This is a genomic window from Nonomuraea sp. NPDC003709 (assembly GCF_040610775.1).
Lineage (GTDB): Bacteria > Actinomycetota > Actinomycetes > Streptosporangiales > Streptosporangiaceae > Nonomuraea > Nonomuraea angiospora_A.
This window is the reverse complement of sequence record NZ_JBEXMW010000034.1, coordinates 1-12,336: the sequence shown is the minus strand read 5'-3', so window position 1 is coordinate 12,336 and position 12,336 is coordinate 1. Positions and strand designations below refer to the sequence as shown.

The following is a 12,336-nucleotide window of genomic DNA, read 5'->3' as shown; positions in this document are numbered from 1 at the left end:
CCAATCAGGTGGGACATACCATGGCAACGATGGAGTTCACGGAGTGGATCAGGGGGCGCACCGACGAACAGCTGCGGGCGCTCGTCTCCGCGCGGCCCGAGCTGATCACTCCGGTGCCCGCGCATCTGGAAGGCCTGGCGTCGCGGGCGGGCAGCCCGTCGGCGATCGCCAGGGTGCTCGACCGGCTCGACCGTTTCACGCTGGCCGTCGTCGAGACGCTGGCCGTACGGGACGGGCCGATGCCCAAGGAGCGGCTGCGCGAGCTCGTGGCCGCGGCCCTGGCGGACGATGACGCGGAGAGCGGCGCGCGCGACGCCGAGCCCGCGCTGTCGGCCGCGCTGGACCGGCTGTTCGAGCTGGCGCTGGTCTTCGGGCCCGACGACGCGCTCGACCTGGGGCCCGGCGTGCGCAAGGTGCTCGAGGACCCGGCCGGGCTCGGGCCGAAGGCGGTCGACGCGTTCCGGCATCACGCGCCCGAGCAGCTCGACGAGATGGCCGACGAGGTCGCGCCGGGCACCGAGGGCTCGGGCAAGGAACGGCTGGCTGCCGCGCTGGCGGAGCCCGCCGCCCTGGTCGGGTCCGTCTCACCCGAGGCCAGGGGCGCGCTCGACCAGCTCGCCTGGGGGCCGCCGACCGGGCGCGTGCCCAACGCCAGGCGCGAGGTGAGCGTGGCCTCCGCCCGTTCGCCCATCGAGGAGCTGCTGGCCAGAGGGCTGCTGGCGGCCACCGGCGAGGAGAGCGTGACCCTCCCCCGCGAGGTCGGCCTCTACCTGCGTGGCGGCCGGGTGCACCGCGGCCTGCTGGCCCTCCCGCCGCCGCTCGAAGGGACGGCGCGCGACCGGAAGCTGGCCGATCGTACGGCGGCCGGGCAGGCGTTCGCGTTCGTCAGGTCGGTCGAGGAGCTGTGCGAGCGGTGGAGCGTCGAGCCACCCGGCGTGCTGCGTACCGGCGGCCTGGGCGTGCGCGACCTCAAGCGCGCGACGAGCGAGCTGGACCTGCCCGAGTGGGCGGCGGCGCTGGTCATCGAGGTGGCGCACGCGGCCGGGCTGATCGCGGCGGGCGGCGGCGTGGACGGCGAGTGGCTGCCGACCTCCGGCTACGACCTCTGGCGGGTCAGGGCGACCGCCGACCGGTGGGTCACCCTCGCGCTCACCTGGCTGCACATGGACCGCGTACCCGGCCTGGTCGGTGACCGGGATGAGCGCGACAGGCCGTTCAACGCCCTGCACACCGATCTGCGCCGCTCCTCCGCGCCCGGGGTCAGGGCGGCCACGCTGGGCGTGCTCGCCGCCGCGCCCGGCCTCGCGCCTTCGCGCGACTCGGTCCTCGAACGCCTGGCTTGGGAGCAGCCGCGCCGCCGGGGGCCGCTGCGCGAGCAGCTCACCGAGTTCGCGCTGCGGGAGGCCGAGCAGGTCGGCGTGACGGGTCTGGGCGCGCTGTCGGCGCACGGGCGGGCACTGCTCGAAGGCGGCGAGCCCGCGGGGGTGCTCGCGCCGCTGCTGCCCGAGCCCGTCGACCACGTGCTGCTCCAGGCCGACCTCACCGCCGTCGCGCCGGGGCCGCTGACGAGCGAGCTCAACCGCTGGATGACGCTCACCGCCGACGTGGAGTCGAAGGGCGGGGCCACCGTCTACCGGTTCAGCGAGAGCTCGATCCGGCGGGCGCTCGACGCGGGGCACGGGGGCGAGGAGCTGGTGTCGATGTTGACCCGCCACTCGGCCACGCCGGTGCCGCAGGCGCTGTCGTACCTGGTGACCGACGTGGCCAGGCGCCACGGGCGCATCCGGGTGGGCACGGCCAGCGCGTACATCCGCTGCGACGACCCGGCGCTGCTCGACCAGATCACCGCCGACCGGCGCTCCACCGCGCTGCGGCTGCGCAGGCTGGCCCCCACCGTGATCGCCTCCCGCTCGTCCAGGGCGGCGCTGGTCGACTCGCTGCGTGCGATGGGGTACGCGCCCGTCGCCGAGTCGCTCGACGGCGACGTGATCATCTCGCAGCTCGACAGCCGCCGTACCGAGGGGCTGGCCCCGGTCCGCGCCGTGGCGTCGCCCAACGGCCTGGACCCGGAGGTGGCGACGGCGGCCGTGCGCGCGCTGCGGGCCGGTGACGCGGCGCACCTGGCGCGGCGCGAGCCCGTGGACGCCCCGGGCGGGCAGGTGCCGCGCGGGCCCGCGACGGCCACGATCTCGGCCCTGCAGGAGGCGATCAAGCAGGGGGTACGCGTGTGGATCGGGTACCTCGACTCTCAGGGGAACGCGACCTCGCGCATCCTGGAGCCGGCTCGGATGGAGGGCGGCTACCTGACCGCCTACGACGAGACCCGGGCCGCCGTCCACCGCTTCGCCCTCCACCGCATCACCGGCGTCGCCGGCCTCTGACCCCGGCCTCCGCCGCGCCGAAGTCCCGGCGCGCGGGGGTCCCGGCACGGGGGTCCCGGCACGGGGGTCCCGGAGCGTTGAGGTCTCGATGCGCGGGGTTCCGGCGTGCGGGGGCTCGCCGGGGTCCCGCGGCCCCGGCGAGCGTCATCGGGGTGCGGTCAGGCGTCCGTGGCGAGAGGCGCGGACAGCGCGGTGACCGTCCGGGCCCGGGCGTCATGGCACCGGCCCGCGTGCTCGGCCAGCAGCGCCGACGCCCGTCCCGCCACACCCGCCGAGGGCCCGCCGCCGGATTCCAGCCGCCGCAACCGCCGCACCGCGTCGGCCGGATACCGCACGGACAGCCCGCCGCCCAGCGCCACGACCGCCGCCGTGGCCCGCGGGTCCAGGGGATCGGCCGTCCAGGCGAGCGCGATCCTGAGCGCCTCGGTGGCGAGCGTGTCGTCGGCGCACATGTACGACAGCGCGTCCCCCGCCGCCAGCCGCTCCGCGTTCCCGCCCCGCGCCCACACATCCAGGAACTCCAGCTGGGCGTCCTTCAGCGAGTACGCCGCCAGCAACGCCACCCCCTCGGCGGCCCGCGTCCGGACGTCGGCCCCCTCCCAGGCCAGCGACCGCACCCATTCGCGCAGCGGCTGCCACAGCCAGAACCCGTACCGTCCGACCAGCTCCGCGAGCACCTGCCCGCGGTGGTGCGGCACCCGGAAGACGACGCGGCCCTCCTCATGGGCGACCAGCGGATGGGACACGCGCGGCACCCGCCGTTCCTGCGCCTGGCAGATCCTCTCAAGCCTGGCGAACTGCCGCTCGAACACCGGCCCGCCCACCCCATCCAGGAACGCGAGCGCGGCCACCTCCCGCACCTCGTGCAGCAGCGGCTTGGTGTCGAACCAGGCCGCCACGTCCTCCCCCGAGGGCTCGTCGTCCCCCACCAGCCGTCCGGCCAGGCGCACGACCTCGGCCGGCGTCGGCAGGGTCAGTGCCAGGTCCCGGGCCCGGGTGAGCTCCTCGGGGCTGTGGCCCGCGCGCAGTCCGTACGCCCTGAGGCACAGGTCGAACAGCTCCCCCGGCTCCGGCACGCCCCACGGCTGCTCCACCTCGGCCGCCTGGGAGGGGACGCCGTTCCTGGTGATGACCAGGTACGAGCCCAGCTCGGCCAGCTTGCGCGCCAGGTTGAGCAGCTCGATCCTGTCGGTGCTCTCGGCGATCCAGTCGTGCAGCAGGTACGCCCGCCCCGGCTCGTACTCGGTCCTGGACAGCAGGTCGGCGGCGCTGCCGGCGGGCGACAGCACGGTGATCGTGCTCTCGGCCAGGGACATCCGGGAGAGCAGGGCGATGGCGCCCAGTCGTTTGCCCGTCTCCTCCTCGCCCACGAGGACGAGCAGGTGGCGGACGCTGAGCCGGCGTACGGCCTCGGGGAAGCAGCCGGGCTCCAGATAGGAGCGCAGGAGCGCGTCGGCGTCCCGTCGCTTCAGATCCCTGGTGACCGGCGCGGCGAGCGGCCGCAGGTGCTCGTACACCGTTAAGAAGCTCTGGCCGAGCGTTATGTCATCGAGGTCGATCTCGCCCGATTCAGGCGTTTCGGTCACGAATTCACCTCAGGGTTGACTGGAAAGTTTTCTACAGAAAATAACTACGCCTAACAAGTTTCTTCTTTTACTACGAAGAGCTCGCAGAGCGTCACCAAAGCCACCCTGACCTGGCCTTTCGCGTGACGTTCGCGTTCGGGGGCCACTTGACGCGGACATGTCGATCATGACTTCCCTTGCCTCGGCAGGCCCCATGGCCCCTAGATCTTCCACCATTACACGATCTAGGCCAACAAGAAAACACGAACGACTATAGAGGGAGATATGTTGTCATTTACCGGTCAACTGGGCCCCGTCCACCATGACTAGTCAAGGGTTGACGGCGTGACCACGATCGCATCAGGTTGGGCATGTGACCGAGCAAACGCTGGGCCAGTTGGCCGAGGAGTCCTGGGGCCGCTTCGACGATCACGACGCGACGTTCTACGAGGGCGTCTGGCACCGCAGCCACGCGCTCGCCGAGCGGGCGCGCCGGATGTGCGGCGGGTTCGCCGAGGGCGGGATCGGGCCCGGCGACCGGGTGGTCGTGATGATGGCGAACTCCCCCGAAGTACCGCTGATCTACCAGGCGCTGTGGGCGGCGGGCGCGGTGGTCACTCCGGCGGTGTTCCTGGTGGGCGCCGACGAGCTGCGGCACATCCTGCTCGACAGCGGCGCGTCCGCGATCGTCACCTCGCCCGAACTGGTGGAGACCGTACGGGCCACCGCCGTCGATATCCCGATTTTTGTGGACACGGCTGAGCTGGAACGGGCACCCGAACGCGGCCCGGTGACCAGGGACCCCGGCGATCTGGCCGCTCTGATGTACACCGGCGGTACCACGGGCCGGGCCAAGGGCGTCATGCTGAGCCACGGTGGCCTCTGGCGGGTGGCCAAGGACGTCTGGGACATGTCCCACCAAGAAGGGAAAAATCGTGCTTTGGTGCCGGTGCCGCTCTCGCACGCGTACGGGCTGATCATCTCGGTCGCCTCGATGCACGCGACGGAGCCGCAGCAGGCGGTGCTGATGCGCTGGTTCGAGCCGAAGACGTTCCTCGCGCTGGCCGCCGAGCAGCACGTCCAGTACGGCACCGTCGTACCCTCCATGATCCAGCTGCTCCTCGCCGAGCCGCTGGAGTCGCACCCGCTGCCCGACCTGTCCTTCCTCACCTGCGGCGCGGCGCCGCTCGGCAGGGACGTGCTGGAGGAGTTCGAGCGCAGGGTGCCGGGCGTGCAGATCCTCGAGGGTTACGGACTGACCGAGACGAGCGCGGTCACCACGTTCAACCCGCCGGGCAGGCGCAGGGCCGGCAGCGTCGGCCTCCCGCTGCCCGGCTACACGATCGCCATCCGCGACGGCGAGGGCGAGGAGCTGGAGACCGGGGACGTCGGCGAGATCTGCGTCTCGGGCGAGGCGCTGATGCTCGGCTACTGGGGCGAGCACGAACCCGACCCCGAGGGGACCGCGCTGATCGGAAGGGAGCTGCGCACCGGCGACATCGGCTGCGTGGACGACGACGGCTACCTCTATGTCGTGGACAGGAAGAAGGACCTGATCATCCGGGGCGGCTTCAACGTGTTCCCCCGCGACGTCGAGGACGCCCTCAACCGCCACCCCGACGTGGTGGTCTCGGGCGTCGTGGGCCGCCCGGAGCCGCGGATCGGCGAGGAGGTCGTGGCGTTCGTCCAGCTCAGGCAGGACGCGACGGTGACGGCCGAGGAGCTGATCGAGTGGGCCCGCGAGCGCGTGGGGCGGGTGAAGTATCCGCGCGAGGTGAGGTTCGTGGACTCGGTGCCGGTGACGAGCGTGCTCAAGCTCGATCGCAAGGCGCTGCGGGCCCGCCTCGACTGACCGCCTTGGGCCTGGCGATCCATGGTGGGATCTCACAGCGCGGTCAGGCGTGCCTCCTTTCCGTGATAAGTGTTGACGTGTCTGGAGGTGAACATGACCCAGGAAGATCCGTCGGGCTACCCGTACCAGCCTTATGGCGCCCCCTACGGCGAGCAGCCCCCGCCGCCGTATGGCTACGGTTATCCCCCGCCGCGGCGCGACGACGGGCCCAGCGCCAACGCGATCGTCTCCCTCGTGCTCAACCTCCTCGCGCTCGTCGGTTGCTGCAACTTCCTCGGCCTGCCCGGCGCGATCCTGGCCGGCCTGGCACTCAGCAAGGGCCGCACGGAGCCGCAGACCGCCCGCACGATGGTGATCTGGAGCTGGATCATGTTCGGGCTCGGCTTCGTGCTCAGCGCCGGCATCATCCTTTTCCTGGGCCTGTCCGGCTATCTCGACGACTGACGGCCGCGGCTCTTGGCCCGTCCGAGGACTAATCCGGGCGCGCGGGTTGTTGGAGTCTCGGAGCGGGAGAGCCAGGATCGGGAGACGATGGTCCTGTTGCGCGAGGCCCCGTACGGAACCCCACGGAGAAAAGCCAGTGAGCGATGGACCGCTGATCGTCCAGTCGGACAAGACACTGCTGCTCGAGGTCGACCACGAACGAGCGAACGACTGCCGTAAGGCGATCGCGCCGTTCGCCGAGCTCGAGCGAGCTCCCGAACACGTGCACACCTACCGCGTCACCCCCCTGGCCCTGTGGAACGCCCGCGCCGCCGGACACGACGCCGAGCAGGTCATCGACGCGCTGATCGGTTTCAGCCGCTACCCCGTGCCGCACGCCCTGCTCGTGGACATCGCCGAGACCATGGCCAGGTACGGCCGGCTGCGGCTGGAGAAGGACCCGGTCAACGGCCTGGTCCTGACCTCCACCGACCGGGCGGTGCTGGAGGAGGTGCTGCGCTCCAAGAAGATCCAGCCGATGCTGGGCGAGCGGCTCGGCCCCGACTCGGTCATCGTCCACCCCAGCGACCGCGGCAACGTCAAGCAGGCCCTGCTCAAGCTGGGCTGGCCGGCGGAGGACCTGGCCGGCTACGTGGACGGCGAGGCCCACCCGATCAAGCTGCTGCAGGACGGCTGGGCGCTGCGGCCGTACCAGCAGGAGGCGGCGGACGCGTTCTGGCACGGCGGCTCCGGCGTGGTCGTGCTGCCATGTGGCGCGGGCAAGACCATCGTCGGCGCGGCCGCCATGGCGCACGCGCAGGCCACCACGCTCATCCTCGTGACGAACACGGTCTCGGCCCACCAGTGGAAGACCGAGCTGATCAAGCGCACGTCGCTGACCGAGGACGAGATCGGCGAATACTCCGGCTCGAAGAAGGAGATCCGCCCGGTCACCATCGCCACGTACCAGGTGATGACCACCAGGCGGAAGGGTGTCTACTCGCACCTGGAGCTGTTCGACGCCCGCGACTGGGGCCTGGTCGTCTACGACGAGGTGCACCTGCTGCCCGCGCCGATCTTCCGGATGACCGCCGACCTTCAGGCCCGCCGGCGCGTGGGGCTGACCGCGACGCTGGTGCGCGAGGACGGGCGCGAGGGCGACGTGTTCTCGCTGATCGGTCCCAAGCGGTACGACGCGCCCTGGAAGGAGATGGAGAACCAGGGCTGGATCGCGCCCGCCGACTGCGTGGAGGTGCGCGTCACGCTGACGGACGAGGAGCGGCTGGCGTACGCGATGGCCGAGTCCGAGGAGCGCTACCGCTTCTGCGCCACCACGCCGTCCAAGACCCACGTCACCGAGGCGCTGGTCCGCCGCCACCTGGGCGAGCAGGTGCTGGTCATCGGCCAGTACATCGACCAGCTCGACGAGCTCGGCGAGCACCTCAACGCGCCGGTCATCAAGGGCGAGACCAGGGTCAAGGAGCGGGAGCGGCTCTACCAGGCCTTCCGCGACAAGGAGATCCAGGTGCTGGTGGTGTCGAAGGTGGCGAACTTCTCCATCGACCTGCCGGAGGCCGCGATCGCGATCCAGGTGTCGGGCACGTTCGGCTCACGCCAGGAGGAGGCCCAGCGGCTCGGCCGGGTGCTGCGGCCCAAGGCCGACGGCGGGGGCGCCCGGTTCTACACGGTGGTCAGCAGGGACACGGTGGACCAGGAGTTCGCCGCGCACCGGCAGCGGTTCCTGGCCGAGCAGGGGTACGCGTACCAGATCATCGACGCCGACGACGTGCACGGCGAGGTGTGACGCCCGGCCGCTCGTCACGAGCGGCCAGGCATGTTCAGCGTGCTGTCACGTCCACGAAACTCCGCGGGCCGAAGACAATCGAACCACCCCCCTCACCTGCGTACTATCACGCCGCCTCCGACATACCCCCATGATCCGACAAACGCACCTGATATGCCCGAATTTTTCGGTATTTCCCGGTTGTTACCGATGAGAAGCTTCGAGCCGGCGGAGTGCCCTACCGCGCCATCAGGCCGCCGAGGAACAGCACGCCCTCCGCGACCACCCAGGCGCCCACTCCCGCGCCCATGACCCGCCCGAACGTGCGCGGGTCCTGCCTGGACCACGGGATGAGCCAGGCGGCCGCCGTGCAGCAGGCGGCGAGCGCGGCGAACAGCCCCGATACCGTGGAGACCGTACCAAGACGTTGGGAGCAGGTCGAAGCGGACTCGCCGCCTTGGCAGAACGCCTCCGACCCCCAGCCCGCGAAGACGGACAACGCCCAGAGGGCGGCGAGCAGGAAGCTGGCGATCGTGGGAATGATCGGCGAAAAACGCAGCTGAATCCGCGCCATCACCTGTCCCTACCCCTCCCCGCAGACCGCTACTCGCCCCGATCATCACCCCACCGCCGCCCTCACCTTCCGATCATCACCCCACCGCCACGCTTGGACTCCCCGGCCCAGCGCGACGTCGTTTCGCCCAGTCGAGCAGCCCTCCCCCGCCGCGCGCCGGACCCGGGCCGGGCGAGCGGACGCGACGCCCATCCGCCCCGCCCATCACCCTCATGACCGCTCGCCCGACCCGCCGCCGTGCCTGCCCTCCGAGGAGCCCTGCAGAGGACGCCGGTTGGGCGCCGAGGCTGAGAGCAGCGGCAGGCGAACGGCGAGGACGGTGGCTGGCGCGGCTGAGAGCAGCGGCGGGCGAACGGCGAGGACGGTGGGTGGCGCGGCGCGTGGGTGGCCGGAGGGGTAAATGCTTTGGAGGCCGCCCCGCGTCGCCATTAGACTGGCCGATTCGCTGCCTTACCACCTTCGTTTCCGACCCAGGGAGGCGCTTTCGCATGCCCGGACACCAATTGGCCCCCGACATACCCTCCGACGTACTGGCCTCCGAGCAAGCTCACCTGGCCGAGTCCAGGGCCGCGCTCAAGGCGATGCGCGCCCACGCCCAGTCGCTGTCCGCGGACGCGGCGGGTGACTGGGTGTCGCAGCAGATCCTCCAGTCCCTCCTCGACCAGCGCGTCGCCGCGCTGGCCGACCACCCCGACACCCCGCTGTTCTTCGGCCGCCTCGACCGGCAGGCGGGCGACGACCTCCCCGGCACGATCTACGTCGGCCGCCGCCACGTGCACGACGGCGGCAGCAAGCCCCTGGTCATCGACTGGCGCGCGCCGGTGTCCCAGGCGTTCTACCAGGCCAGCCCCGCCGACCCCATGGGAGTCGTACGGAGGCGCCGCTTCGGGTACCACGGCGGCGCGCTGACCGCGTTCGAGGACGAGCCGCTGGGCGAGGGCGGCGAGATCGGCCCGTCGCAGATCCTCACCGACGAGATCGAGCGCCCGCGCACCGGCCCGATGCGTGACATCGTCGCCACCATCCAGCCGGACCAGGACGAGATCGTCCGATCCACCCTGGCCCAGACGGTGTGCGTCCAGGGTGCCCCCGGCACCGGGAAGACCGCCGTGGGCCTGCACCGGGCCGCGTATCTCCTGTACACCCACCGCGAGCGGCTCGCCAGGGCCGGTGTGATGATCGTCGGCCCGAACCGCGCCTTCCTGTCGTACATCTCCTCGGTGCTCCCCGCGCTCGGCGAGGTCAAGGTCGACCAGACCACGGTGGGCGGGCTGCTCGGCGAGTACGCCGCAGAAGAGGACCCGATGGTGGCGGCGCTGAAGGGCGACGCCAGGATGGCGGCGGTGCTCGAACGCGCGCTCTGGCTGCACATCGTCAAGCCCGAGGACGGCGTGGTCTTCTCCAAGGGCGCCTACCGCTACCGGGTGGCGGACTACGAGGTACGCGAGATCGTGGCCTCCTTGCGCGGCACCACGCGATACAACCCCGGCCGGGCGGCACTCGCGCAGCGGCTGGCCCACATGGTGCTCGTACGAATGGAGCAGCGCGGCGAATCGCCCGACGACCGGGTGCAGGACGCCGTGGCCAGGTCGAAACCGGTGAAACAGCTCGTCGATACGGTCTGGCCCAAACTAACGCCGGAGCAAGTCCTTTATCGCCTCCTCTCCGACCCAGAATTCCTGACAAAGGCCGCTAAATCCGATTTGTCGCCGGATGAGCAGGAAATGCTTATATGGCGGAAACCGTACCGGAGCTGGAAGTCCGCGAAATGGTCCGCCGCGGACGCCGCGCTCCTGGACGAGCTGCGCGACTTCATGGAGCGCACCCCGTCCCTGGGCCACCTCGTGGTGGACGAGGCCCAGGACCTCTCCGAGATGCAGCTGAGAGCGCTCGGCCGCCGCTGCCGCAACGGCTCGGCCACCGTCCTCGGCGACCTGGCCCAGGGCACGACCCCGTGGTCGACCAGCTCATGGGAGTCGGTACTCCAGCACCTGGGCCAGCGCGAAGGCGAGGTGACGGAGCTGACGCTCGGCTTCCGCGTGCCGCGGGAGGTCCTCGACTACGCCGCCCGGCTGCTGCCCTCCATCGCCCCCGACCTGGCCGCGCCGCGGTCGCTGCGCCCCGGCCTCGGCTCGCTCGCGGTACGCCCCGGAGGCTCGATCGCGGAGGCCGCCGCGGAGGTCCTCACCAGGGAGGGCTCCATCGGCGTCATCGCCCCGGACGCCCTGGTCGCCGACGTCTCCCGCGCGCTGACCGGCCTCTCCCACGCCGTGCTCGGCCCCGACTCGGACGAGGAGCACCGCCTCCTGATCGTGCCCGCGACCCTGGCCAAGGGTCTGGAGTACGACCACGTCGTCGTCGTGGAGCCCGCGGACATCGTCGCGGCCGAACCCAGGGGCCTGGCCAGGCTGTACGTGGTGCTGACCCGTGCGGTGACGTCCCTGACGGTCCTGCACGACAAGCCGCTGCCGGCCGAGCTGACGGGCTGATCGTCGGCGGGCACGGCCGCTTCTAGGATGGCTGGGCAAGGAGCTCTCAACCTAGGAGGATGCCGTGCCAGCACCGCTTCCACATGAACACCTGCCGTCGGTTCCCGCGCTCGTGGTCGAGAGCGACGACATCCAGGACGGCGAGCGGCTGAACGACCTCCACGTCTTCAACGACTGGGGCATGAAGGGCGGTAACCAGTCGCCTCACCTCCGCTGGTCCGGCGCGCCCGCCGAGACCCGCAGCTACGCCGTCACCTGCTATGACCCCGACGCCCCCACGGGCAGCGGCTTCTGGCACTGGGTGCTGTTCGACCTCCCGGCCTCGGTGACGGAGCTGTCGGCGGGCGCGGGCACCGGCCCGGAGCTCAAGGGCCTGCCCGCGGAGGCGGTCCACGCCCGCAACGACTACGGCACCAAGGAGTACGGCGGCGCGGCCCCGCCCCCCGGCACCCCGCACCGCTACGTCTTCACGGTGCACGCCCTCGGGGTCGACAAGCTGGGCGTGGACAGCGACGCCAGCCCGGCGGTGGTGGGCTTCAACATCACCGCCAACACCCTGGCCCGCGGCCACGTCGTCCCGACCTACAGCACCTGACCGCGCCCACGGCCGCACCGCCCTCCCGAGGGCGGTGCGGCAGGCGCGAAAAGGGGAGCCGCTCCACCCGTAACGGGCGGGCCGGAAAAGGGAGACGCCCCACCGCGAAGGGCAGGGCGTCCGAGAGACCGAGAGCGCGGCAGGCGTCAGGCGAACACTGCGCAAGAGGCCCCGAGCTGCGGCAGCAGCTCCTCGACGAGCGGGACTCCCAGCTTGGAGTCGCCGGCCAGCGTCCCCGTGGTCAGGCAGAGCGGCGCCTGCACCACCTTCATGAGCGCACCGGTGATGACCGGGGTGCTGGACGCATGGGCAGGGACGGCGACGGCGGCCGCGGCGGCCGCGCTCAGAATGGCGATGCCGAAAATACGCTTGCTGCGGGAAAGCATCCTCTACTCCTTCGTTGAGGTGTGTGATCACCACCTTTCCTCACTCGGAGTAGCGGATCAATTATGAAACGTAATGGCTGATAAACGAAAACAAGAGCGACCCGGAAAACCGGGCCGCTCTTGTTATGAACAGCGAAGAAAAGACCTAGAAGTCCATGTCGCCGCCGCCCGGCATGGCCGGAGCAGCAGCGTTCTTCTCGGGCTTCTCGGCGATGACGGCCTCGGTGGTGAGGAAGAGCGCCGCGATGGAAGCGGCGTTCTGCAGCGCCGAGCGCGTCACCTTGGCCG

Annotated in this window: 9 protein-coding genes; 6 read left to right on the top strand and 3 right to left on the bottom strand. The window is 71.2% G+C overall.

What is annotated here, in order from left to right; translation table 11 throughout:
* Positions 1-29: 29 nt before the first annotated feature.
* Positions 30-2,381: a helicase-associated domain-containing protein gene (locus tag ABZX61_RS57315; RefSeq protein WP_355209508.1), complete on the top strand. Its 2,352-nt coding sequence runs from the start codon at positions 30-32 to the stop codon at positions 2,379-2,381.
* A gap of 158 nt (positions 2,382-2,539) precedes the next feature.
* Here ABZX61_RS57315 and ABZX61_RS57310 read toward each other — a convergent pair whose 3' ends face one another.
* A complete protein-coding gene (locus ABZX61_RS57310; protein ID WP_355209505.1) occupies positions 2,540-3,967 on the bottom strand; it encodes a hypothetical protein in 1,428 nt (475 codons plus the stop codon).
* Between the two features lie 352 nt (positions 3,968-4,319).
* Between ABZX61_RS57310 and ABZX61_RS57305 the strand changes: the two genes are divergently transcribed.
* From ABZX61_RS57305 to ABZX61_RS57295, 3 genes are all read left to right on the top strand, one after another.
* Positions 4,320-5,798 (top strand): AMP-binding protein, encoded by a 1,479-nt coding sequence (locus ABZX61_RS57305; protein WP_355209502.1) that lies wholly within the window; start codon positions 4,320-4,322, stop codon positions 5,796-5,798.
* A gap of 93 nt (positions 5,799-5,891) precedes the next feature.
* Positions 5,892-6,242: a hypothetical protein gene (locus tag ABZX61_RS57300; RefSeq protein WP_355209499.1), complete on the top strand. Its 351-nt coding sequence runs from the start codon at positions 5,892-5,894 to the stop codon at positions 6,240-6,242.
* A gap of 136 nt (positions 6,243-6,378) precedes the next feature.
* Positions 6,379-8,025, top strand: coding sequence for a DNA repair helicase XPB (locus tag ABZX61_RS57295; protein ID WP_355209496.1), 1,647 nt, complete (start codon positions 6,379-6,381; stop codon positions 8,023-8,025).
* A 217-nt stretch (positions 8,026-8,242) separates the two neighbouring features.
* On the opposite strand, the gene ABZX61_RS57290 is transcribed toward ABZX61_RS57295, so the two are convergent.
* Complete coding sequence (locus ABZX61_RS57290; protein ID WP_350738530.1) at positions 8,243-8,578, bottom strand: hypothetical protein; 336 nt, start codon at positions 8,576-8,578, stop codon at positions 8,243-8,245.
* Positions 8,579-9,066: 488 nt separating this feature from the next.
* Here ABZX61_RS57290 and ABZX61_RS57285 point away from each other — a divergent pair, with 488 nt between their 5' ends.
* Together ABZX61_RS57285 and ABZX61_RS57280 are read left to right on the top strand one after the other, a co-directional pair.
* Positions 9,067-11,067, top strand: coding sequence for an AAA family ATPase (locus tag ABZX61_RS57285; protein ID WP_355209493.1), 2,001 nt, complete (start codon positions 9,067-9,069; stop codon positions 11,065-11,067).
* A 64-nt stretch (positions 11,068-11,131) separates the two neighbouring features.
* A complete protein-coding gene (locus ABZX61_RS57280) occupies positions 11,132-11,662 on the top strand; it encodes a YbhB/YbcL family Raf kinase inhibitor-like protein (protein WP_355209490.1) in 531 nt (176 codons plus the stop codon).
* Positions 11,663-11,808: 146 nt separating this feature from the next.
* Here the strand turns inward: ABZX61_RS57280 and ABZX61_RS57275 are convergent, their stop codons facing one another.
* Positions 11,809-12,048, bottom strand: a complete 240-nt coding sequence (locus ABZX61_RS57275; RefSeq protein ID WP_355209487.1) for a hypothetical protein — start codon at positions 12,046-12,048, stop codon at positions 11,809-11,811.
* Between the last annotated feature and the right edge of the window lie 288 nt (positions 12,049-12,336).

What these genes read in the sequence shown, in the direction of transcription:
- ABZX61_RS57315 (WP_355209508.1), top strand. Translation starts at nt 30, where the DNA reads ATGGAGTTCACGGAGTGGATCAGGGGGCGCACCGACGAACAGCTGCGG.
- ABZX61_RS57300 (WP_355209499.1), top strand. Translation starts at nt 5,892, where the DNA reads ATGACCCAGGAAGATCCGTCGGGCTACCCGTACCAGCCTTATGGCGCC.
- ABZX61_RS57290 (WP_350738530.1), bottom strand. Translation starts at nt 8,578, where the DNA reads ATGGCGCGGATTCAGCTGCGTTTTTCGCCGATCATTCCCACGATCGCC.
- ABZX61_RS57285 (WP_355209493.1), top strand. Translation starts at nt 9,067, where the DNA reads ATGCCCGGACACCAATTGGCCCCCGACATACCCTCCGACGTACTGGCC.
- ABZX61_RS57275 (WP_355209487.1), bottom strand. Translation starts at nt 12,048, where the DNA reads ATGCTTTCCCGCAGCAAGCGTATTTTCGGCATCGCCATTCTGAGCGCG.